Annotated in this window: 22 protein-coding genes; 16 read left to right on the top strand and 6 right to left on the bottom strand. The window is 66.5% G+C overall.

What is annotated here, in order from left to right; genetic code table 11:
- Positions 1 to 182 precede the first annotated feature (182 nt).
- The 15 genes from ACS5NL_RS21500 (at position 183) to ACS5NL_RS21430 (ending at position 17,073) form a co-directional block, all read left to right on the top strand.
- Positions 183 to 866, top strand: coding sequence for a response regulator transcription factor (locus ACS5NL_RS21500; RefSeq protein ID WP_439356005.1), 684 nt, complete (start codon positions 183 to 185; stop codon positions 864 to 866).
- A 61-nt stretch (positions 867 to 927) separates the two neighbouring features.
- Positions 928 to 1,947 (top strand): sensor histidine kinase, encoded by a 1,020-nt coding sequence (locus ACS5NL_RS21495; RefSeq protein ID WP_439356004.1) that lies wholly within the window; start codon positions 928 to 930, stop codon positions 1,945 to 1,947.
- Positions 1,940 to 3,001: an ABC transporter ATP-binding protein gene (locus ACS5NL_RS21490; RefSeq protein WP_439356003.1), complete on the top strand. Its 1,062-nt coding sequence runs from the start codon at positions 1,940 to 1,942 to the stop codon at positions 2,999 to 3,001. The genes ACS5NL_RS21495 and ACS5NL_RS21490 overlap by 8 nt, the downstream gene beginning before the upstream one ends.
- A gap of 62 nt (positions 3,002 to 3,063) precedes the next feature.
- On the top strand, positions 3,064 to 4,086 hold the full coding sequence (locus ACS5NL_RS21485; protein ID WP_439356002.1) for an ABC transporter substrate-binding protein: 1,023 nt from the start codon (positions 3,064 to 3,066) through the stop codon (positions 4,084 to 4,086).
- 24 nt (positions 4,087 to 4,110) lie between these two features.
- Positions 4,111 to 6,303 carry an ABC transporter permease gene (locus ACS5NL_RS21480; RefSeq protein ID WP_439356001.1) on the top strand — a complete coding sequence of 731 codons (2,193 nt, stop codon included), beginning with the start codon at positions 4,111 to 4,113 and terminating at the stop codon, positions 6,301 to 6,303.
- A 16-nt stretch (positions 6,304 to 6,319) separates the two neighbouring features.
- A complete protein-coding gene (locus ACS5NL_RS21475) occupies positions 6,320 to 7,366 on the top strand; it encodes an ABC transporter ATP-binding protein (protein ID WP_439356000.1) in 1,047 nt (348 codons plus the stop codon).
- The gene (locus tag ACS5NL_RS21470) at positions 7,363 to 7,998 is read left to right on the top strand and encodes an HAD family hydrolase (protein WP_439355999.1); all 636 of its coding nucleotides are present in this window, start codon (positions 7,363 to 7,365) and stop codon (positions 7,996 to 7,998) included. Before ACS5NL_RS21475 ends, ACS5NL_RS21470 begins: the two co-directional genes overlap by 4 nt.
- Before the next feature lie 138 nt (positions 7,999 to 8,136).
- The gene (locus ACS5NL_RS21465) at positions 8,137 to 9,612 is read left to right on the top strand and encodes a sigma-54 interaction domain-containing protein (protein ID WP_439355998.1); all 1,476 of its coding nucleotides are present in this window, start codon (positions 8,137 to 8,139) and stop codon (positions 9,610 to 9,612) included.
- A gap of 164 nt (positions 9,613 to 9,776) precedes the next feature.
- On the top strand, positions 9,777 to 10,973 hold the full coding sequence (locus ACS5NL_RS21460; RefSeq protein ID WP_439355997.1) for a substrate-binding domain-containing protein: 1,197 nt from the start codon (positions 9,777 to 9,779) through the stop codon (positions 10,971 to 10,973).
- A gap of 124 nt (positions 10,974 to 11,097) precedes the next feature.
- Positions 11,098 to 12,576, top strand: coding sequence for an extracellular catalytic domain type 2 short-chain-length polyhydroxyalkanoate depolymerase (locus ACS5NL_RS21455; protein ID WP_439355996.1), 1,479 nt, complete (start codon positions 11,098 to 11,100; stop codon positions 12,574 to 12,576).
- Positions 12,577 to 12,608: 32 nt separating this feature from the next.
- A complete protein-coding gene (locus ACS5NL_RS21450; protein WP_439355995.1) occupies positions 12,609 to 13,382 on the top strand; it encodes an ABC transporter ATP-binding protein in 774 nt (257 codons plus the stop codon).
- Entirely contained in the window at positions 13,379 to 14,116 is a 738-nt protein-coding gene (locus tag ACS5NL_RS21445; protein WP_439355994.1) for an ABC transporter ATP-binding protein, read from the top strand. The genes ACS5NL_RS21450 and ACS5NL_RS21445 overlap by 4 nt, the downstream gene beginning before the upstream one ends.
- The gene (locus ACS5NL_RS21440) at positions 14,113 to 15,099 is read left to right on the top strand and encodes a branched-chain amino acid ABC transporter permease (protein WP_439355993.1); all 987 of its coding nucleotides are present in this window, start codon (positions 14,113 to 14,115) and stop codon (positions 15,097 to 15,099) included. Before ACS5NL_RS21445 ends, ACS5NL_RS21440 begins: the two co-directional genes overlap by 4 nt.
- 10 nt (positions 15,100 to 15,109) lie before the next feature.
- Positions 15,110 to 16,210: a branched-chain amino acid ABC transporter permease gene (locus ACS5NL_RS21435; protein WP_439355992.1), complete on the top strand. Its 1,101-nt coding sequence runs from the start codon at positions 15,110 to 15,112 to the stop codon at positions 16,208 to 16,210.
- The gene (locus ACS5NL_RS21430) at positions 16,207 to 17,073 is read left to right on the top strand and encodes an alpha/beta fold hydrolase (RefSeq protein ID WP_439355991.1); all 867 of its coding nucleotides are present in this window, start codon (positions 16,207 to 16,209) and stop codon (positions 17,071 to 17,073) included. Before ACS5NL_RS21435 ends, ACS5NL_RS21430 begins: the two co-directional genes overlap by 4 nt.
- 440 nt (positions 17,074 to 17,513) lie before the next feature.
- Here the strand turns inward: ACS5NL_RS21430 and ACS5NL_RS21425 are convergent, their stop codons facing one another.
- Both ACS5NL_RS21425 and ACS5NL_RS21420 read right to left on the bottom strand, forming a co-directional pair.
- Positions 17,514 to 17,969, bottom strand: coding sequence for a GNAT family N-acetyltransferase (locus ACS5NL_RS21425; protein ID WP_439355990.1), 456 nt, complete (start codon positions 17,967 to 17,969; stop codon positions 17,514 to 17,516).
- 84 nt (positions 17,970 to 18,053) lie between these two features.
- A complete protein-coding gene (locus tag ACS5NL_RS21420) occupies positions 18,054 to 18,353 on the bottom strand; it encodes a DUF705 domain-containing protein (RefSeq protein WP_439355989.1) in 300 nt (99 codons plus the stop codon).
- Here ACS5NL_RS21420 and ACS5NL_RS21415 point away from each other — a divergent pair.
- On the top strand, positions 18,352 to 18,507 hold the full coding sequence (locus ACS5NL_RS21415) for a hypothetical protein (protein ID WP_439355988.1): 156 nt from the start codon (positions 18,352 to 18,354) through the stop codon (positions 18,505 to 18,507). The two genes, ACS5NL_RS21420 and ACS5NL_RS21415, sit on opposite strands and share 2 nt — an antisense overlap.
- A gap of 214 nt (positions 18,508 to 18,721) precedes the next feature.
- Here ACS5NL_RS21415 and ACS5NL_RS21410 read toward each other — a convergent pair whose 3' ends face one another.
- The 4 genes from ACS5NL_RS21410 to ACS5NL_RS21395 all read right to left on the bottom strand — a co-directional run bounded on the left by ACS5NL_RS21410 (position 18,722) and on the right by ACS5NL_RS21395 (position 20,191).
- Positions 18,722 to 19,054 carry a hypothetical protein gene (locus ACS5NL_RS21410; protein ID WP_439355987.1) on the bottom strand — a complete coding sequence of 111 codons (333 nt, stop codon included), beginning with the start codon at positions 19,052 to 19,054 and terminating at the stop codon, positions 18,722 to 18,724.
- A gap of 62 nt (positions 19,055 to 19,116) precedes the next feature.
- Entirely contained in the window at positions 19,117 to 19,497 is a 381-nt protein-coding gene (locus tag ACS5NL_RS21405) for a hypothetical protein (protein ID WP_439355986.1), read from the bottom strand.
- Positions 19,498 to 19,520: 23 nt separating this feature from the next.
- Positions 19,521 to 19,829, bottom strand: coding sequence for a DUF8220 family protein (locus ACS5NL_RS21400; protein ID WP_439355985.1), 309 nt, complete (start codon positions 19,827 to 19,829; stop codon positions 19,521 to 19,523).
- A gap of 158 nt (positions 19,830 to 19,987) precedes the next feature.
- Positions 19,988 to 20,191, bottom strand: coding sequence for a hypothetical protein (locus ACS5NL_RS21395; protein ID WP_439355984.1), 204 nt, complete (start codon positions 20,189 to 20,191; stop codon positions 19,988 to 19,990).
- Between the last annotated feature and the right edge of the window lie 143 nt (positions 20,192 to 20,334).

Below are 20,334 nucleotides of genomic sequence, written 5' to 3'. Positions count from 1 at the left end.
GGTCGCTGCCCCCCGAGGGGGCTGGGCCTGCCTTGGGGCGGCCCGGCGGCTGGCCCGTCGGCCCCCAAGCTTCGCCGCCCTGAGCGGCGCCTGAAAGCCGGACGAAGATTTCGTCCGGCTTTCGCGTTTCTCTAAGGTTTCCTCTATGCAGCCGGGCAGGGCCGCCGGGCATGATCGTTGGCATGAAAGTGCTGATGGTGGAAGACGATCTGGCGCTGGGGGACGCACTGGGCCGGGTGCTCCAGGCCCGGGGTTTCGAGGTCACGCGCTGCGCCGATGGCAGCGAGGCGCTGGCCATGTTCCGGCGCCGCAGCCACGACGTGGTGCTGCTGGACCTGAGCCTGCCGGGGCTGGACGGCATGGAGGTGCTGCGGCTGATGCGCGATGGCGGCTCCAGCGTGCCGGTGCTGGTGATGACGGCGCGCAGCGCGGTGCAGGACCGCGTGCTGGGCCTCAACGAAGGCGCCGACGACTACCTGACCAAACCCTTTGACATCGAGGAACTCGCGGCACGCCTGAAGGCGCTGGTGCGCCGCAGCCACGGTGCGCAGGAGCTGCGCTGCGCGCTGCTGCGGGTCGACGGTCAGACCGGCGCGGTGTTTCGCGGCGCGGCGCCGCTGGACGTGTCGACCCGCGAGCTGGCGCTGCTCAAGACCCTGCTGGCGCGCCCCGGGCAGGCGATCGGCAAGGAGGAGCTGCACCGCGCGGTGTTCGGCGACGAGCCGGTCGGCGCCGACGCGATCGAGGTGCTGGTGCACCGGCTGCGCAAGCGCATCCAGGGCTCCGGCGCGCAGCTGGTGACGCTGCGGGGTGTCGGTTACCTGATGATCGACGAGGCCATCACCGAAGGGCCGGTCGCGGCCTGAAGAGCGCATGGTGTCGTCCGCGCCCCCCACACTCCCGGGTACCACCGGCGAAACGGCGCCAGTGGCTCCGCTGCGGCCCTGGTCGATCACGCTGCGGCTGGTGTTGTGCCTGGCCCTGTGTCTGCTGCTGGCCGAGCTGTTGCTGCAGGCGCTGCTGCCGGAGCTGGTGGCGGCTCCGGTGTGGGGTGGTCTGGCGCGGCTGCTCGCGGTGTTGCCGCTGTTTGCCTGGTGCGCGCGGCGTGCGCTGGCACCCCTGCGCGGGCTGGAAGACGCCTTGCGCGGCGGCGCCGCGCATGAAACCCCGCAGCCGGTGCCGGCCGAACTGCAGCCCCTGTCCGACGCGGTCCACGGCATGCTGGCGCGGCAACGCGAGGCCACCGAACAGCAGCGCCGCTTCCTGGCGGACGCTTCGCACCAGCTGCGCACGCCGTTCGCGGTGCTGCGCACCCAGCTGCAAGGCACGATGTCGGGCCAGCTGGAGGTGAAGGACACCCTGCCCAAGATGCTGGCCACGGTCGACCGCTCCAGCGAACTGGTGCGGCAACTGCTGTCGCTGGCCAAGGTCGAGCAGCTGGTGGCGCAGGGACACTGGACCGAGGTGGATCTCGAAACCGTGGCGCGCGACGTCTGTCTGGAGTTCGGCCCCTTGCTGGCGCGCAAGCGGCTGGACTTTTCCTTCGAGGCGGTGCCGGTGCGGTTGACCACCGATCCCTGGCTGCTGGGCGAGCTGCTGCGCAACCTGATGTCCAACGCGATCCACCACGCACCGCGCGGCTCGGCCCTGGGCATGGTGGTGCGGGTGCTGCCGGACCAGGCCGAACTGCTCGTCTGGGACAACGGCGGCGGCATCGATGCGGCGGTGATGGACCGCCTGTTCGAGCCGTTCCAGTCGGCCGCGGGCGGCACCGGCATCGGCCTGGGGCTGTCGATCTGCCGCCAGATCGCGGAGTCGATGCGGGCGCAGGTGCAGCTGTTCAACCGGGTGCAGGACGACCGCGTGGTCGGCGTCGATGCCGTGGTGCGCTGGGACCTGGCGCCCTCGTCAGCAAGGGCAATCGCCACCGGGAGACCACATGCCTGACGCGGTCCGTCTCGACGCGGTGGAGAAGACCTTCGCCGACGGCACGCGCGCGCTGCGCGGCGTGCAGCTGCGGTTTGCGCGGCGCCAGCTGACCACGCTGCTGGGGCCTTCCGGCTGCGGCAAGTCGACGCTGCTGCGCATCCTGGCGGGGCTGGAGCAGCCCAGCGCCGGCCGGGTGTTCATCGGCGAGCGCGACCTGACCGGCACTGGTCCGGAGCAGCGGCCGATCAGCATGGTGTTCCAGAGCTATGCGCTGTTCCCGCACCTGGACGTGCAGGGCAATGTGGGTTACGGCCTCGGGCTGGACAGTCACGCGGCGGCGCGCGATGAACGGGTGCAGGCGGCGCTCTCGCAGGTGGGGCTGGCGGGACTGGCCGGCCGCAGCACGGCGGCGCTCTCGGGCGGGCAGCAGCAACGCGTGGCGCTGGCGCGGGCGCTGGCGCTGGCGCCCGAGGTGCTGCTGCTGGACGAGCCGCTGTCCAACCTGGACGCCGGCTTGCGGCGCCAGATCCGCGAAGAGATCCGCGGCCTGCAGCAGTCGCTGGGGCTCACGGTGATCTACGTGACCCACGACCAGAACGAGGCCATGGCGGTCAGCGACCGCATCGTGGTGCTGCGCGACGGGCAGGTACAGCAGGTCGGCAGCCCGCGCGAGATCTACGAGCGGCCGAGCTCCGAATTCGTGGCCGGTTTCATGGGCGATGCCGCCGTGTTCGACGCCGAGGCCGACGGGCAGGGCCGTCTGCGGCTGGGTCCGCTGACGGTGGCGACCGGCCTGGCCCGGCGCCGGGGCGCGACCCGTGTCGTGGTGCGGCCCGAGGCCTGGCGGCTGGCGCCGGCCAGCGGCCAGGGCCTGGCCGGCCGCATCGCGTCGCATGCCTACGAAGGCCGCCTCTCGCACTACCGGGTGCACACCGCGCTCGGCCTGCTGCAGGTGCACCGCCACCACGAGCGACAGACGCTGCAGGTCGGCGCACCAGTCAGCGTCTTTCTCGACGGTCCCGGAGTCAGCGTGCTGCTGGCCGGCGCCAGCGCGATGCCGGAAGGCCCCTGAGATCTCGACCGTCCACCAACGAATCCCGTTCCCGAACCCGTGTCCCTCCAAGGAGAAAACCGATGAAAAAGAACCTCTGGCTCGCCGCTCCCTTCCTGCTGCTGCCCTCGCTGTCCGCGCAGGCGCAGAGCAGCGAGTTCAACCTGATCTGCTCGGCCCAGGCGGCGTGGTGCAACATGCTCGCAGTCACCTTCGAGAAGAGCCAGGGTGTGAAGGTCAACATGACGCTCAAGGGCTCGGGCGAGGCGATCGCGCAGATCATGGCCGAGCGCGCCAACCCCAAGACCGACCTCTGGTTCGGCGGCACCGGCGATCCGCACCTGCAGGCGGCCGAGCAGGGCCTGACGCTGGAATACAAGTCGCCGACGCTGCCGAAGCTGCACGACTGGGCGCAGAAGCAGGCCGCGCAGTCGGGCTACCGCACGGTCGGCATCTACTCCGGCCCGCTGGGCTTTGGCTACAACACCGAGCTGCTGGCCAAGAAGAAGCTGGCCGTGCCCAAGACCTGGGCCGACCTGCTCAAGCCGGAATACAAAGGCGAGATCCAGTCGGCCAATCCGTCGTCCAGCGGCACGGCCTACACCATGATCGCGACGCTGGTGCAGCTGATGGGCGAAGACAAGGCCTTCGACTACCTCAAGAAGCTGCACGGCAACATCGCCACCTACACCCGCTCGGGCACCGGCCCGATCAAGGCGGTGGCGCGCGGCGAGTCCACCATCTCCATCAGCTTCGTGCACGACGGCCCCGGCGAGAAGGCGCAAGGCTTCCCGCTGGAGACGGTCACGCCCACCGACGGCACCGGCGCCGAGATCGGCTCGATGTCGATCATCAAGGGCGCACGCAACGTCGAGGCGGCCAAGAAGTTCTACGAATGGGTGCTCACGCCGTCGGCCCAGGCGCTCGGCGCGGCCACGCTGCAGTTCCAGCTGCCGTCGAACAAGGAGACCAAGGTCGACCCGCGCGTGCCCGACTTCCGCAAGATCAAGATGATCGACTACGACTACGCCAAGTACGGGCAGACGGCCGAGCGCAAGCGCCTGATCCAGCGCTGGGAAAAAGACGTCAACAGCCTGCCGCGCTGATCGCCCAAACCTCCGGGACTCCCCATGAACTCCTTGACCTCGCGGTCCGGGCGGTCGATTGCCGCCTGGACCTTGCTGGGGCTGGCGGCGTACGCGCTGCTGCCCTGGTACTTTCTTCAACAGCAGTCGCTCTGGGCCGCGCTGCCCGCGGTCTGGGGCGGTGACGCCACGGCCAGCGGCGTGGTGCAGGCGGCGCTGCACGGGCGGCCCTGGCTCTGGACCGGGCTGGCGGGTCTGCTGATCGCCGGCGCCGGCCTGCTGCTGCCCGTGGGGCGGGCGCAGGGCGGGGTGCTGGTGGGCGGCGCCTTGCTGGGCCTGGCCGGTCTGCTGGTGAGCGGCTTCGCCATCGGCGCGCCGGGCTGGAGCTTCCAGACCCTGGAGGCCTGGTTCGGTCCGCTGGAGCACGGCCAGTTCGGCATGGGCTGGGGCGGCTTCATCGCCATCGCCTGTCTGGTGATGCTGCTCGGCGCGGGGGTGGCGCGGCTGGGGTTCTTCCGCAGCGACGTGTTCATCGCCGGGGCGGTGGTCGGCTGCGTGAGCCTGCTGGCGCTGTTCGTGGTCTACCCGGTGTTGCGTTCGCTGTCGTCCGGCCTGTACGACGACATGGGCCTGTGGTCGCCCGGCTCCCTGGTCGAGCGGTTGGCGACCTCGCGCATCTGGGGCCTGGGCTGCGTCACAAGTGGGGCCCATTGCGGCGTCGCCTGGAACACCCTGTTCCTGGCGCTGCTGACGGCGGGCGGCACGACGGTGATGGGCACGCTGATGGCGCTGTGGGCCGAGCGCGGCGGCACACGGTTGCAGAAGCCGCTGAACGTGCTGGCGATGCTGCCGATCATCACGCCGCCGTTCGTGGTCGGGCTGGGCCTGATCCTGCTGTTTGGTCGCGCGGGCCTCTACAACCAGTTCATGGAATGGGCCTTCGGCGTGGCGCCCTCGCGCTGGTTCTACGGCGTGTTCGGTGTCTGGCTGGCACAGATGTTTGCCTTCACGCCGATCGCCTTCATGATCATGCGCGGTGTGGTGCAGGGCGTGAGCCCGTCGCTGGAAGAGGCGGCGCAGACGCTGCGCGCCGACCGCCTGCGCACCTTCCTGACGGTGACGCTGCCGCTGCTCAAGCCGGGCCTGGCGAACGCCTTCCTGGTCGGCTTCATCGAGAGCATGGCCGACTTCGGCAACCCGATCATCCTCGGCGGTTCGTACGCCGTGCTGTCGACCGACATCTTCTTCGCCATCGTCGGTGCCGCGCTGGACCCGGGCATGGCGGCGGCGCTGGCGCTGGTGCTGACCTTCTTCGCGCTGGCGGTGTTCTTCCTGCAGCGCGCGCTGCTGGGCCGCACCAGCTTCACCACCGTCACCGGCAAGGGCGACGCGGGCCTGCCGATGCCGCTGCCCGATGCGGTGCGGCGCCTGTGTTTCGGTGTCGCCGGGCCGTGGCTGGTGTTCACCGTGGTGGTCTACCTGTTCGCGTTTGTGGGCGGCTTCGTGAAGACCTGGGGCCGCGACTACACGATCACGCTGGACCACTTCCGCGGTGCCTTCGACCTGCAGTGGGGCGAGCACGGCCTGGTCTGGGCCGGCACAGCCTGGAACTCGCTGTTCACCACCGCCTCGCTGGCGGCGATGGCCGCGCCGGTCTGCGCCTTCCTGGGCCTGCTGATCGCCTGGCTGCTGGCGCGCACCGAGTTCCGCGGCAAGGCGGGCTTCGAGTTCGCGGCGCTGCTGACCTTTGCGATCCCCGGCACGGTGCTGGGCGTGAGCTACATCCTGGCCTTCAACGTGCCGCCGGTCGAGCTGACCGGCACCGGTCTGATCATCGTGCTGTGCTTCGTGTTCCGCAACCTGCCGGTGGGCGTGCGCGCCGGCACGGCGGCGTTCAAGCAGCTGGACCGTTCGCTCGACGAGGCCTCGTTCATGCTGCGCGCCGGCACGCTGACCACGCTGCGCCGCGTCGTGCTGCCGCTGCTCAAGCCGGCGCTGACGGCGGCGCTGATCTACAGCTTCGTGCGCTCCATGACCACGGTCTCGGCCGTGATCTTTCTGGTCTCGGCCAAGTACGAACTGGCCACGACCTACATCATCGGGCGCGTGGGCAACGGGGAGTACGGGCTCGCGCTCGCCTACTGCACCGTGCTCATCGTCTTCATGTCCCTCATCACCGCGCTGGTGCAGCGCCTGGTCGGTGAGCGGCAACTCGGCCGCCGCGCGGGCGGCCACTGATTCCGGAGAAACAGGCATGACCACACACGGCATTCAATTCCGCCAGGTGACCAAGCGCTACGGCGGCGCGGGCGCGCCCCTGGTCGTCAAGGGCATCGACTTCACCGTGCCCAAGGGCACGCTGACCACCATCCTCGGCCCCTCGGGCTGCGGCAAGACCACGACGCTGCGCATGATCGCGGGGCTGGAGTCGCCCAGCGGCGGCCAGATCCTGGTCGACGGCCGCGACGTGACCTCGCTCGGCCCCAGCGAACGCAACGTCAGCATGGTGTTCCAGAGCTACGCGCTGTTTCCGCACATGACGGTGCTCGACAACGTCGGCTACGGCCTGAGCGTGAGCGGCCTGCCCAAGGCGGAGATCGCCGAGCGGGCGATGGCGGCGATGGCGACCGTGGGCCTGGTCGGCATGGACGCGCGCCTGCCCAGCGAGCTCTCGGGCGGGCAGCAGCAGCGCGTGGCGCTGGCGCGGGCGCTGGTGATCGAACCGGCGGTGCTGCTGTTCGACGAGCCGCTGTCCAACCTCGACGCCCGGCTGCGCCGCAGCATGCGCGAGGAGATCCGCAGCCTGCAGCAGCGCCTCGGCCTGACCGTGGCCTACGTGACGCACGACCAGAGCGAGGCGCTGGCGGTGAGCGACCAGATCATCGTGATGGACGCGGGCCAGATCGCCCAGGCCGGCGCGCCGCAGGACCTGTACGAACGGCCGGCGACCGCCTTCGTGGCCGGCTTCATGGGCGAGGCCATTCTGTTCGACGGCGTGAGCGAAGGCGACGGCTCGGTGCGCGTCGGCCCGATCCGCCTGCGGCCGCGCCAGTCTTTGCCGCCCGGGCCGGTCAAGGCCGCGATCCGGCCCGAAGCCTGGTCCATCGGCGCGCGGGAAGCCGGCGGGCTGGGCGGTGCGCTGCTCAAGCAGGCCTACCTCGGCGCCTTCCAGGAACTGACGGTGCAGACCGAACTCGGCCCGATCTTCGTGGTCAGCCCGCAGGTGGACCGCGAATGGCAGCTGGGCGAAGAGCTGGGGTTGACGCTCAAGGACCACGGCGTGACGGTGGTGGCCGCATGAAACAAAACGTGGTGGTGTTCGACCTCGGCGGGGTCGTGTTCAACTGGCAGCCGACCGTGCTGCTGCGGCAGGTCTTGCCCGCGCGCGCGGTCGACGAGGCCAGCGCCCAGCACTGGGTGCGCGAGATTTTTCAGGCCTTCGATCCGGACGGCATCTGGTCGCAGTTCGACCTGGGCCATGTCACGCCGGAGGAACTGGCCATGCGGGTGGCGCGGCGCACCGGGCTGGCGGTGGACGAGGTGGCGGCGGTGATCGATGGCCTCGCGCCGCACATGCGCGTCAAGGACGACACGGTGGCGCTGATCCACGAGCTCAAGGCCGCGGGTCACCGCCTGGTCTACCTCTCGAACATGCCCCACGGCCTGTCGCACTGGATCGAGGACGACCACCCGTTCGCCGACTGGTTCGAGGACGGCATTTTTTCCGCCCGCGTGGCGCTGATCAAGCCCGACCCGGCGATCTTCCGGCTCACGGTGGAGCGGCTGGGCGTGCGCGACCCGGCGCCGGTGTTCATCGACGACGCCCAGCGCAACATCGATGCGGCCCACGCGCTCGGCTGGCGCGGCGTGCGGTTCGAGACGGCGGGGCACGTGCGGGCGCAGCTGGTGAATTCGGGTCTGTTGCCCGTCTGACCGATCGAACGGCTGCCGACGCTCCCCGGAGCGAGATGCCTAAATCCAGGATGCGGTGGAACCGGCTTCGCCGGGCCACTCGCATCGCCCCCTCGGGGGGTGACGCGAAGCGGCGCGGGGGGGCTCTATCATTCCCTCATGACTCCCGACACCCGCCTCCCGCGCGACGCCCAGAGCATCCTGGAACTGGCCGCACGCTCGATGTTCGACCTGTTCGCGAATGCCAGCGAGGGCATGCTGCTGGTGGACCGGGCAGGGCGGGTGGTGTGGATCAACGACCAGTACCGCCGCTTCCTGCCGGCGCTGGGCTTCGAGCGCGAGGAGGACTTCGTCGGGCATCCGGTGTCGAACGTGGTGCAGAACACGCAGATGCACCAGGTGCTGGAGACCGGCAAGCCGATCCTGATCGACCTGCTGACCAACAAGGCCGGCACCTTTGTGGTCAGCCGCATCCCGCTGCGCGACGAGGCGGGCGGCGTGATCGGCGTGCTGGGCATCGTGCTGTTCGACCACCCCGAGACCACGCTGCAGCCGCTGATCGCCAAGTTCGCGCGGCTGGAGCAGGACCTGAACGAGGCCCGGCGCGAGCTCGCCAGCCAGCGCCGCGCCAAGTACACCTTCGCCAGCTTCGTCGGCACCAGCGCGGCCGCGCAGGAGGTCAAGCGCCAGGCTCGCCGTGCCGCCCAGTCGGCCAGCCCGGTGCTGCTGCTGGGCGAGACCGGCACCGGCAAGGAGCTGCTGGCGCACGCGATCCACGCGGCTTCGCCGCGCGCCGGCCGGGCCTTCGTGGGTGTGAACATGGCGGCCGTGCCCGAGGCGCTGCTCGAAGCCGAGTTCTTCGGTGTCGCGCCCGGCGCCTACACCGGGGCCGACAAGAAAGGCCGCGACGGCAAGTTCAAACTGGCCGATGGCGGCACGCTGTTCCTCGACGAGCTGGGCGACATGCCGATGGCCGTGCAGGTCAAGCTGCTGCGCGCGTTGCAGGAGGGCGAGATCGAGCCGCTGGGCTCCAACCAGCTGCTGCGCTGCGACGTGCGCGTGGTGGCCGCGACCTCGCGCGACCTGGCGCAGCTGGTGCGCAACGGCCAGTTCCGCGAAGACCTGTACTACCGCCTCAACGTGCTGCCGATCCGCGTGCCGCCGTTGCGCGAGCGGCGCGACGACCTGCCGCTGCTGGTCGAGGCCTTGTGTGAAGACATCGCGACGCGTGGCGCCACCGCCCACCTGGACCTGGAACCTGCCGCGCTGGCGCTGCTGGCGGCCCAGCCCTGGCGCGGCAACATCCGCGAGTTGCGCAACGTGCTGGAGCAGCTGGCGCTGCGCAGCGACTCGCCGCAGATCGGCGCGGCCCAGGTCGAGCAGGTGCTGCGCGACGCGGGACAGGGGCGCATCGAACCCGCGGTGACCGTCCCGGCCGCCGTGCCGGTGGTGGCGGCCGACGACGACCTGCGGCCGCTGCCGTTGCGCATCGCCGAGCTGGAACGCAGCGCCATCGCGGCGGCTTTGAAGCGCACCGGCGGCAACCGGGCGGCGGCGGCCCGGTTGCTTGGCATCTCGCGCGCGAGCCTGTACGACAAGCTCGGTGAGGTGTCTGAAATTCAGACGATCGTCTGAATTTCAGACACAAATTCTGGCCTGAAGTTGTCTGAATTTCAGACGATGTCCGGAGGGTGATCCGCCAAGTCCTTGATTCACAAGGACTTCACCCGCTGGCACGCTCCCTGCAATGTGGCCCCGAAGGCACCGCCCCGGTGACCCGACCACACAGGAGACAAGACATGTTCCAGACCACGCGCCGCGTTGCGGTGATGGCCCTTGCCTGCACGGCTTCGCTGGGTTTTGCCCAGGCCAACAAGGGCGAAATCCGCATCGCCCACATCTACAGCAAGACCGGTCCGCTGGAGGCTTACGCCAAGCAGACCCAGACCGGGCTCATGATGGGTCTGAACTACGCCACCAACGGCACCATGATGGTGGCGGGCAAGAAGATCGTGGTCATCGAGAAGGACGACCAGGGCAAGCCGGACATCGGCAAGAGCCTGCTCGCCACCGCCTATGCCGACGACAAGGTGGACCTGGCCATCGGCCCCACCGCCTCGCCCGTCGCGCTGGCCATGCTGCCGGTCGCGCAGGAATACCAGAAGATCCTGCTGGTCGAGCCCGCCGTGGCCGACTCGATCACCGGCGACAAGTGGAACAAGTACATCTTCCGCACCGGCCGCAACAGCAGCCAGGACGCTGCCGCCAACGCCGCGGCGCTGGACCAGCCGGGCAACGTGATCGCCATGCTGGCCAATGACAACGCCTTCGGCCGCGACGGCGTGAAGGCCTCCAAGGACTTCATCAAGAAGGCCAAGATCGTCCACGAGGAATACCTGCCCGTGGGCACGACCGACTTCACCGCCGGCCTGCTGCGCATCGTCGACAAGCTCAAGGACCAGCCCGGCAAGAAGTACATCTCGGTCGGCTGGTCGGGTGCGCCCACGCCGTTCCCCAAGATCGCCGAGATGGAGCTGGAAAAGCGCTACGGCATCAAGCTGGCCACCGGCGGCAACATCCTGCCGGCCATGGTCGCGTACAAGAACTTCCCGGGCATGGAAGGCGCGCTGTACTACTACTTCGGCATCCCCAAGAACCCGGTGAACGAAGCGCTGGTGGCCCAGCACTACAAGGAGTTCAAGACCCCGCCGGACTTCTTCACCGCCGGCGGCTTCAGCGCCGCGATGGCCGTGGTGACCGCGCTCAAGAAGACCAACGGCGACACCAAGACCGACACGCTGATCAAGACCATGGAAGGCATGAGTTTTGAGACGCCCAAGGGCACGATGACCTTCCGCAAGGAAGACCACCAGGCCATGCAGAGCATGTACCACTTCAAGATCAAGGTGGACCCGGCGTTCGCATGGGGCGTGCCGGAACTGGTGCGCGAAATCAAGCCGTCCGAACTCGACATTCCCATCCGCAACAAGCGCTGAGTTCGTCGCGGGGGGCACCGCGCTCCCCGCCTTTCGCTGGTGCCGCCATTCCTGAAACGACCCCCCGCGCTGCGAGGGGGCAGGGTGGTGCGTGTTCGAAACCCCGATGTGCGGAGGTGTTCCCATGCGACAGCCCTTGGTGGATTTCCTTTGGAATGCAGGTAGCGGCCTTCGCCGCACCCTGCTGGCGTTGGCTCTGGGTGCGCCGGTGGCGTTCAACGCGGCGGCGGCGGTGCAGGCCCTGCCGCAACTGAACATCGATGGCACGCAGACCACGGTGTCCGGTGTTTCGTCGGGCGGCTACATGGCGGTGCAGCTGCACGTGGCCTATTCGGCGACGTTCCGCAAGGGCGTGGGCGTGGTGGCGGCAGGCCCGTTCTACTGTGCCGAAGGCTCGGTCACCTATGCCACAGGCCGCTGCATGACCCACAGCACCAGCATTCCGGTCGGCTCGCTGGTGTCGACCACCAACAGCTGGGCGACCAGCGGGGCCGTGGATCCCACGGCCAACCTGGCCAACAGCAAGGTCTACCTGTTCTCGGGCACCTCGGACTCTGTCGTGAAGACCGCCGTGGTGGACGACCTGAAGACCTACTACGGCAACTACGTGCCGGTCGCCAACATCGCTTACCAGAAGAACCTGCCGGCCGAACACGCCTGGCTCACCGACGACTACGGCAGTGCTTGCGCGACCAAGGCCGAGCCCTACATCAACGACTGCGACTTCGACCAGGCGGGCGCGATGCTCCAGCACCTCTACGGCACCCTGAATCCGCGCAACAACGGCGTGCTGGGCGGAACCTTCGTCGAGTTCGACCAGACCGGGTTCACCACCGGTCATGCCATGGGCACCACGGGTTGGGCCTATGTGCCGCAAGCCTGCCAGGCCGGCGCCACCTGCCGCCTGCACGTGGCACTGCATGGCTGCAAGCAGAACGTGGCCACCATCGGGCAGCAGTACGTGCGCAACACCGGCCTCAACCGCTGGGCCGACACCAACCAGATCGTGGTCCTCTATCCGCAGACCGGCACGACAGCCACCAATGCCTGCTGGGACTGGTGGGGCTACGACAGCGCCGACTACGCCAAGAAGTCCGGTCCGCAGATGAAGGCGGTCAAGGCCATGGTGGACCAGATCGGCAGCGGCGTGTCCAGTGGCAGCCTGCCGCCCACCACCTCGGTCGGTGCTGGCAATGCCACCGCCTCGACCATGAAGATCACCTGGCCCGCGGTGTCGGGTGCCAGCGGCTACCACGTGTACCGCAACGGCGCACGGGCCACGGCGTCGCCCGTCACTGCGGCTTCCTTCACCGACGCCGGGCTCAACCCCGGCACCAGCTACCGCTGGTCGGTGAAGACGGTCGACGCGAGCGGGAAAGAGAGCGGGTTCTCGCCCGTCGCGACCGCCAGCACCACCGGTTTCACGCCGGTGTGCCACACCGCCGACAACGTCAGCCACGTGGCCTGGGGTCGGGCGTATGTGCTCTGGGGCTACGACTACGCCTACGGGTCGAACCAGGGCATGGGGCTCTACAACGTGCTGATCAACACCACCCTGCGCCAGACCGGCGCGGGCTATTACGCCCCGGGCACGTGCTACTGAGCTGCCCGGAAGACAACCTGACACAGGCATCCATGATTTCACTCAAGACCACCGACCTGACCGTGCGGTTCGGCGGGCACTACGCGGTCAACGGGGTCAGCTGCGCGTTCGAGTCGGGCACGCTGACCTCGATCGTCGGCCCCAACGGCGCCGGCAAGACCACCTACTTCAACCTCATTTCGGGACAGATCAAGGCCACCTCCGGCAGGGTCCAGCTGCAAGGCCAGGACATTACCGACGACGGCGCTGCCGCCCGGGCGCGCGCCGGCCTGGGTCGCGCCTTCCAGCTGACCAACCTGTTCCCCAACCTGACCGTGCGCGAGAACGTGCGGCTGGCGGTGCAGGCGAGGGCGGGCGCCGGCCTGAACCTCTGGAAGATCTGGAGCGACCGCAAGGACCTGGTGGTGCGCGCCGACGAGGTGCTGGAAGCCGTGGCGCTGGCCGACAAGGGCGACCAGCTCGCGGCCAGCCTGCCGCACGGCGACCAGCGCAAGCTCGAGGTGGGCATCCTGATGGCGCTGGAGCCGCAGGTGTTCATGTTCGACGAGCCCACCGCCGGCATGAGCGTGGACGAAGTGCCGGTGATCCTGAACCTGATCCGCCAGCTCAAGGCCGACCGGACCAAGACCATCCTGCTGGTCGAACACAAGATGGACGTGGTGCGCGAACTCTCGGACCGCATCATCGTGCTGCACAACGGCGAGCTTGTCGCCGACGGCGACCCCGCGACCGTGATCGCTTCGCCGGTGGTGCAGCAGGCCTACCTCGGCATCAACCCGGAAGAAAAAGAAGAGGCCGCGGCATGAGCGAAGCACTGCTGAAGCTTGAAGGCGTACACACCCACATCGGCGCGTACCACATCCTCCACGGCGTCGACCTGGTCGTGCCCAAGGGACAACTCACCATGCTGCTGGGCCGCAACGGCGCGGGCAAGACCACGACACTGCGGACCATCATGGGCCTGTGGCATGCCAGCCAGGGCCGCGTCACGCTGGCCGGGCAGGACATCACTGCGCGCCAGACGCCCGAGATCGCCACCAGCGGGGTGGCCTACGTGCCCGAGAGCATGGGCATCTTTTCCGACCTGTCGGTGCGCGAGAACATGCTGCTGGCCGCGCGCGGCGCGCGCACGCTGGACGACATCGACACCACGCGGCTCGAATGGATCTTCGGCCTGTTCCCGGCCATGAAGAAGTTCTGGAACCACCCGGCCGGCAAGCTCAGCGGCGGGCAGAAACAGATGCTGGCCGTCTCGCGCGCCATCGTCGAGCCGCGCCAGCTGCTGCTGATCGACGAGCCCAGCAAGGGCCTGGCGCCCGCGATCATCCAGAACATGATCGAGGCCTTCCGCCAGCTCAAGGCGGCGCAGACCACGATCCTGCTGGTCGAGCAGAACTTCAACTTCGCCAAACAGCTTGGCGACAGCGTGGCCGTGATGGACGACGGGCGCGTGGTGCACAGCGGCAGCATGGCCGAGCTCGCATCCGACGAGGCTCTGCAGGGCCGTTTGCTGGGCCTTTCACTCGGAGCCCACCAATGAGCGCGCTCAAAGAACTCGACTGGAAACCCATGGCCCTGGTGCCGGTGCTGGCCCTGGCCGCGTTGCCGGCCATCGGCAGCCCGGCGACCTGGCTCACGCTGACCGTGGCGGGGCTGGCGATGGGCATGATCGTCTTCATCATCGCCTCGGGCCTGACGCTGGTGTTCGGCCTGATGGACGTGCTGAACTTCGGCCACGGCGTGTTCATCGCGCTGGGCGCCTTCGTGGCGACCACGGTGCTGGGCAGCATGACCGCGTACACCTCGGTCGACAGCCTCTGGATGAACCTGCTGGCGCTGCTGCCGGCCATGCTGGTCGCGATGGCCGTGGCCGGTGCGCTGGGCCTGGTGTTCGAGCGCTTCATCATCCGCCCGGTCTACGGCATGCACCTCAAGCAGATCCTGATCACCATGGGCGGGATGATCATCGGCGAGGAGCTGATCAAGGTGATCTGGGGCCCGGGGCAGATCGCGCTGCCCTTGCCTGAGGCGCTGCGCGGCTCGCTGCTGCTGGGCGATGCCTCGGTCGAGAAGTACCGCATCGTTGCCGTGCTGGTCGGTTCGGCCGTGTTCGCCGCCATGGTCTGGACGCTCAACCGCACCAAGGTCGGCCTGCTGATCCGTGCTGGCGTGCAGGACCGCGAGATGGTCGAGTCGCTCGGCTACCGCATCAAGCGCCTGTTCGTCGGCGTGTTCGTCGCCGGCAGTGCGCTGGCCGGGCTGGGCGGCGTGATGTGGGGCCTGTACCAGCAGAGCGTGACGCCGCAGATGGGCGCGCAGGTCAACGTGCTGATCTTCATCGTCATCATCATCGGCGGCCTGGGCTCCACGCTGGGCGCGCTGATCGGTGCGCTGCTGGTGGGGCTGATGGCGAACTACACCGGCTTCCTGATGCCGAAGGTGGCGCTGTTCTCCAACATCGCGCTGATGGTGGCGATCCTGCTGTGGCGTCCGCAGGGCGTGTACCCGGTCACGAGCCGGTGAGAGGTTGAAGATGCTGCAACGAATCCTCTCCAAAGACCTGCCGCGCAGCCCCTGGCTGGCGGCGCTGCTGGTGGTCCTGTTCCTGGGCCTGGCCTTCGCGCCCTTCCTGTTCCCGGGCGTGAAGGCGCTCAACGTGGCGGCCAAGATCCTGGTCTTTGTCGCCCTGGTCGCCAGCTTCGACCTGCTGCTGGGCTACACCGGCATCGTCAGCTTCGCGCACACCATGTTCTTCGGCATCGGCGCCTACGGCGTCGCGATTGCGCTGGGCTCGTTCGCGCAACCGTCCTGGGGCGCGATCGCCGTTGGTGTGCTCGGCGCGCTGCTGGTGTCCACGCTGCTGTCGCTGCTGATCGGCCTGTTCTCGCTGCGGGTGAAAGCGATCTTCTTCGCCATGATCACGCTCGCCGTGGCCTCGGCCTTCCTCACGCTGGCCTCGCAGCTGTCGGACATCACCGGCGGCGAAGACGGCCTGAGCTTCAGCGTGCCCGAGTGGCTCTCGCCGGGCTTCGAGCTGAGCGAAGCGCTGCTGTCGTTGCCCTGGGGCGACGTGGCGCTCAACGGCAAACTGATCACCTACTACCTGCTGTTCGTCGGCGTCTGCGCAATCTTCCTGACCATCCTGCGCATCGTGAACTCGCCCTTCGGCCGCGTGCTGCAGGCGATCCGCGAGAACGACTTCCGCGCCGAGGCGCTGGGCTACCGCACCGTCGTCTACCGCACGCTGTCCAACGTGCTGTCGGCCCTGTTCGCCACGCTGGCCGGCTGCCTGCTCGCGCTCTGGCTGCGCTACAACGGGCCGGACACCTCGCTGTCGTTCGAGATCATGCTGGACATCCTGCTGATCGTCGTGATCGGCGGCATGGGCACGCTCTACGGCGCACTCATCGGCAGCGTGCTCTTCGTGCTCGCGCAGAGCTATCTGCAGGACCTGCTGCGCATGGCCGGCGAGGCCGCGTCGGGCGTGCCGCTGCTGCCCGCGCTGCTCACGCCCGACCGCTGGCTGCTCTGGTTGGGCCTGCTGTTCGTGCTGTCGGTGTACTACTTCCCGACCGGCATCGTCGGCAAACTGCGCGAGCGCGCCGTGCTCGCCCAACTCAAGGGGTCGAAATGAGCGCTTCGTCTGTCACACCCCAGTCGCGCTACCTGACCTGCGAGGGCCGCGAGATCCACTTCATGGACTGGCCGGCCGCGCCCGGCACCACCGATCGCGGCACCGTGATCGCCTGGCACGGCCTGGCACGCACCGGACGCGACATGGACGCACTGGCGGCGCACCTGAGCGGGCTCGGCTACCGCGTGATCTGCCCCGACACGATCGGTCGAGGTCTGTCGCAATGGAGCCCGGAGCCCAAGGCCGAGTACTGCCTGGCCTTCTACGCGCAGCTGGCGTGCTCGCTGGTCGACCAGCTCGGGCTGGAGCGCTTCCACTGGGTCGGCACCTCGATGGGCGGCGCCATTGGCATGGTCGCGGCCGACGGACTGCTGCGCGGGCGCATCCGGCGCCTGGTGCTCAACGACAACGGCCCCAAGCTGGCCGACGCCGCCATCGAGCGCATCCGCAGCTACGCCGGCAACCCGGCGAGCTTCGCGACGGTGAGCGAACTGGAGCAGTACTTCCGCACCGTCTACAAACCCTACGGCCACCTCAGCGACGCGCAATGGAAGCTGCTGACCGAAAGCTCGGTGCGCCGCCTGCCCGACGGCCGCGTGACGCCGCACTACGACCCGGCCATGGTGATGCAGTTCACCGAACACCCGGGCGACTACGACCGCTGGCCCGAGTACGACCGCATCGACATCCCGGTGCTGTGCCTGCGCGGCGCGGAGTCGGACCTGCTGCTGGCCGACACCGCGGAACAGATGCGCGACCGCGGACCGCGCGCGCTGGTGGTGACGATTGCCGGTTGTGGGCACGCGCCGGCGCTGAATGTGCCGGATCAGCTGGAGCTGGTCAGCCGGTTTTTGGCGGGGTAGCGAGGCGCGGGCATCAACCCCCGTTCGCCTCCAGAGTGTCCAACAAGGCTTTGATGACCAAAGGATCAAAGGGTTGCTCCACCTGGTGTCCAGCGGAGTTCACAACGATCTTTACGGGTGATATGTTGATTGACGATTGCTCCTGGTTGGAGTGCTGGATCGTCACGTAGACGTTCGGGACATAGCTGACAAAGCTGGGGGACCAACCAGATGGGTGCTGTTTCAACCACTGCGACATTGCGCGAAGCTGGGCTTCGGTGAGTTTCCAAGTCCTTACAGGAGCTCCTCGTTCGTAGCGAGAGACAGTCGCAGAAGTTGCTGGGGGTACTTCGACGGTGCAGCCCGCAAGCAGCATGAGAGTGAACAGCAGGGCAACAAGGCGCCGTAGAAGTGTCATTGGGTGTGAGGTCGTCGACAGAGAAAGTCGTTCTTCTGATGGATCACGCCTCGACGCGCTTGCTGTAGCCCAGAAAGACTTCGTCGAGTTCCCACCCGAGCGACTCGTATGCCGACTGCGCGGTCTTGTTGGTCCTGGCGGTCGTCAGTTCCATCTTGATCCGACCCGTCTGGGCAGCGTGCTTCTCGGCAGCGACCAGCAGGGCACGTCCAGCCCCTAGCCGCCGCGCCTCGGGACTCACGAATAGGTCTGACAGGATGTAGATGCGCTTCGCCTCGATCGAACAGAAGCTCGGGTACAGCTGACAGAAACCCACCAGTTGGCCCGCGTCGTCTTCAGCAACCAGGATCTCCGACTCCTTCAGTTCAAAGCGGGCCTGGATGAAGTTTCTGGCGGCCTCCAAATCCGGCGCCTGTTCGTAGAACTGACGGTATGCATCGAACAGCCCGGCGAGGGGGGCGAGATCGGCAACAGTAGCGATGCGGGTGTGAATGGTCACGCGTAAGGGCTCCTCAAGAACAGACGTTTGACACAAGAGGCGACGCCTGGATGGTCAGCCGTGGTACCCCAGCGAAATGAGCTGCTAGGCGTCACCCGCATTTGCGGGCAACACGTGCTTGCAGAATCGCCACTCGTGGACGGCCTGGTCGTCGATGTAGACATGCGGCTTGGGAAGGAAAGCGACAAAGCAGTGTTCCAGGTTCAGCTCCTTGGCCGATGCGCGTGCGTACTCGGAACCACCTGAACTCCATAGGTACAGCTCGGCGCCTTGCTCATGGAGTTGGCGAATCGCGGCGACCGCACCAGGCATCGGAATACGTGTTTGGCCGAAAGACCTGACGAGGGTGTCGTCGACGTCCACAAAGATGATTCGGGGGCTCATGGCGCCAGCATACGGGTTGTCTGCCTACGACCGCTGGTCCGAATACGACCGCATCGACATCCCGGTGCTCTGCCTGCGCGGCGCGGAGTCAGACCTGCTGCTGGCCGACACCGAGAACAGGTGCGCGACCGCGGGCCGCGTGCGCTGGTGGTGACGATTGCGGGCTGCGGACACGCGCCGGCGCTGAATGGCCCGGGGCAGTTAGTTGTGAGTCTGGCAACGGGGAAATGGAAGACGCCAATGCCACTGTCGACGCTCCGCTTCGAGTGTTTTGATTAATTGCCGAAAAATAAGGTAAGCCGCACCAGAGTGTGAATCACTGATGGAACCAGGCCGAGCAACGGGGTAGTGTCGGTCTGACGGAATTGTCAGGCTCCGCGTTTACTTGCGAACAATTTGTCAAGCAGTAACACGAGCACCGTAGATACGATGGGAAATGCTATTAAGACGATCGTGATGAAATTTGCATTCTTGCGGTAGGGTATATCTCCAATGGTTGCCCAAGAGATAAGTACTCCGATCAAGCAGCCAACAAAGCCTGCGCCGGAATATCGCTTCAATGCCGGCACAATGGTAAGAAGTGCAAATAACGTGGCTACAGTCACGACCTCTGCAAAAATACTTCCAAGCACCTCTTCCCCATGGGCTTCGGCTATGGTCGGTATTGCGAGCACGATTAGGGCAGAGAAATTGCGGCGCATCTGAGTTGGATCTGACGATTTAAGCTGGCGGAGGCCGTAGACCGTCCGTGCTGGGGCGTTTTTTAAGTGTCACCATGTCTTAGCCGCTCTAGTTCAGCTTCTTTTGCGTTTAGGTAGGTTTGAAGTCCTGCTTCGTTGCCTCGCAGGCGGTACACAATTACTTCGTCCAGGGCTTCCGACAACAGATAGGATGTTTGCCGCTCATCTGGGTTGTCAACCCCTTCGCCAGCCGCCATGCAGACAAAGCGACTGCGCATCGCCATGAGTTCTCCAACCGATAGCTCCGCGAAACTAGACGCAAACTCTTGCACCATCGCAAAAAAGCCAAGCGCATCGAATTCGTCGGCCGCAGCCTCGTAGCTTCTATTTGACATGAAGGTGATCTCTCGGGGGTTAACGTTTGAGATGAGAGGCTTGCCCCAGCTTGCCGGGGCAAGCTTCACGATTGGAGAGGGTAGACCCCAGGCTACCGAAGACGGCTTCCATTGGGATTGATTGCCTCTTCATCTCGCCGCGTTGGGTAATAGGCCTTCTTGTTGTCCAACTCGTAGAACAGAAGGCCGTGAATTCCCATTGCCATTCTCTTCGATATGCGCCTATTCCAGATTGCGTTGAACGCAATGTCTAGGACTTGAGCGTCTCCGTGGTCATAGACTTCGTCAATGAACGCCACGTCTGTTTCGTTTTGAAAAATGCTGGCGAACTCGTCCTCTGTCGCCTGAAAGATGTCGTAGACGCAGTTCTCTGCACCATCAATGACTTGGATGTTCTTCACTTGGCAAAGTCTTGCAACTTGTGTGATGTTTGGTCTACCGCCGGCGTTAAGGGGAGACAAACCGCGCAGCGGGTTGGCGTCCCCTTGAACAACATGTTAGGCCATGGCGCGAAGGCAGAGCGGTGGATAATATGTTATTGAAGGCGGGTTGATGCTCGCTAATTTGATGTATTTGAATTTTCTTCGCAGTTTTTTAGCAATGCTCGGTCATTACTTTTGGTGACGAGGCTAATGCATTTTGATGTTGTGCCGTCATCGGTTGAGATATGCACTTCTAAGTCTTGGTCTTCAAACGTTTGAAGTTCAATGATCAATTGGCGGATTGTCTTGCCGCGTGTGACCCAGTCTGGTTCGATGCTCATAAGTGTTCTCTGTGGCCTAAGGATGGTGTTCAAAACCCCCGGTCAAGCCCGAATGGCATGAGCGAGGCACGACAGGAACAATGGCGTGATGACCCAACGAGAACTTGGCCTGAATCTGAGTACGCGGCGCACGCGCAAAGCGG

It is taken from the genome of Hydrogenophaga sedimenti, assembly GCF_051857515.1.
In the GTDB taxonomy this organism is placed as follows: domain Bacteria; phylum Pseudomonadota; class Gammaproteobacteria; order Burkholderiales; family Burkholderiaceae_C; genus Hydrogenophaga.
This window is presented reverse-complemented; position numbering and strand designations above follow the sequence as displayed.

Excerpts from the sequence above, each read along its gene's own strand:
- ACS5NL_RS21435 (WP_439355992.1), top strand. The coding sequence starts at position 15,110 with ATGCTGCAACGAATCCTCTCCAAAGACCTGCCGCGCAGCCCCTGGCTG.
- ACS5NL_RS21455 (WP_439355996.1), top strand. The coding sequence starts at position 11,098 with ATGCGACAGCCCTTGGTGGATTTCCTTTGGAATGCAGGTAGCGGCCTT.
- ACS5NL_RS21430 (WP_439355991.1), top strand. The coding sequence starts at position 16,207 with ATGAGCGCTTCGTCTGTCACACCCCAGTCGCGCTACCTGACCTGCGAG.
- ACS5NL_RS21410 (WP_439355987.1), bottom strand. The coding sequence starts at position 19,054 with ATGCGCCGCAATTTCTCTGCCCTAATCGTGCTCGCAATACCGACCATA.
- ACS5NL_RS21460 (WP_439355997.1), top strand. The coding sequence starts at position 9,777 with ATGTTCCAGACCACGCGCCGCGTTGCGGTGATGGCCCTTGCCTGCACG.
- ACS5NL_RS21420 (WP_439355989.1), bottom strand. The coding sequence starts at position 18,353 with ATGAGCCCCCGAATCATCTTTGTGGACGTCGACGACACCCTCGTCAGG.
- ACS5NL_RS21500 (WP_439356005.1), top strand. The coding sequence starts at position 183 with ATGAAAGTGCTGATGGTGGAAGACGATCTGGCGCTGGGGGACGCACTG.
- ACS5NL_RS21485 (WP_439356002.1), top strand. The coding sequence starts at position 3,064 with ATGAAAAAGAACCTCTGGCTCGCCGCTCCCTTCCTGCTGCTGCCCTCG.
- ACS5NL_RS21440 (WP_439355993.1), top strand. The coding sequence starts at position 14,113 with ATGAGCGCGCTCAAAGAACTCGACTGGAAACCCATGGCCCTGGTGCCG.
- ACS5NL_RS21415 (WP_439355988.1), top strand. The coding sequence starts at position 18,352 with ATGGCGCCAGCATACGGGTTGTCTGCCTACGACCGCTGGTCCGAATAC.
- ACS5NL_RS21480 (WP_439356001.1), top strand. The coding sequence starts at position 4,111 with ATGAACTCCTTGACCTCGCGGTCCGGGCGGTCGATTGCCGCCTGGACC.
- ACS5NL_RS21450 (WP_439355995.1), top strand. The coding sequence starts at position 12,609 with ATGATTTCACTCAAGACCACCGACCTGACCGTGCGGTTCGGCGGGCAC.
- ACS5NL_RS21445 (WP_439355994.1), top strand. The coding sequence starts at position 13,379 with ATGAGCGAAGCACTGCTGAAGCTTGAAGGCGTACACACCCACATCGGC.
- ACS5NL_RS21470 (WP_439355999.1), top strand. The coding sequence starts at position 7,363 with ATGAAACAAAACGTGGTGGTGTTCGACCTCGGCGGGGTCGTGTTCAAC.
- ACS5NL_RS21490 (WP_439356003.1), top strand. The coding sequence starts at position 1,940 with ATGCCTGACGCGGTCCGTCTCGACGCGGTGGAGAAGACCTTCGCCGAC.
- ACS5NL_RS21395 (WP_439355984.1), bottom strand. The coding sequence starts at position 20,191 with ATGAGCATCGAACCAGACTGGGTCACACGCGGCAAGACAATCCGCCAA.
- ACS5NL_RS21465 (WP_439355998.1), top strand. The coding sequence starts at position 8,137 with ATGACTCCCGACACCCGCCTCCCGCGCGACGCCCAGAGCATCCTGGAA.
- ACS5NL_RS21475 (WP_439356000.1), top strand. The coding sequence starts at position 6,320 with ATGACCACACACGGCATTCAATTCCGCCAGGTGACCAAGCGCTACGGC.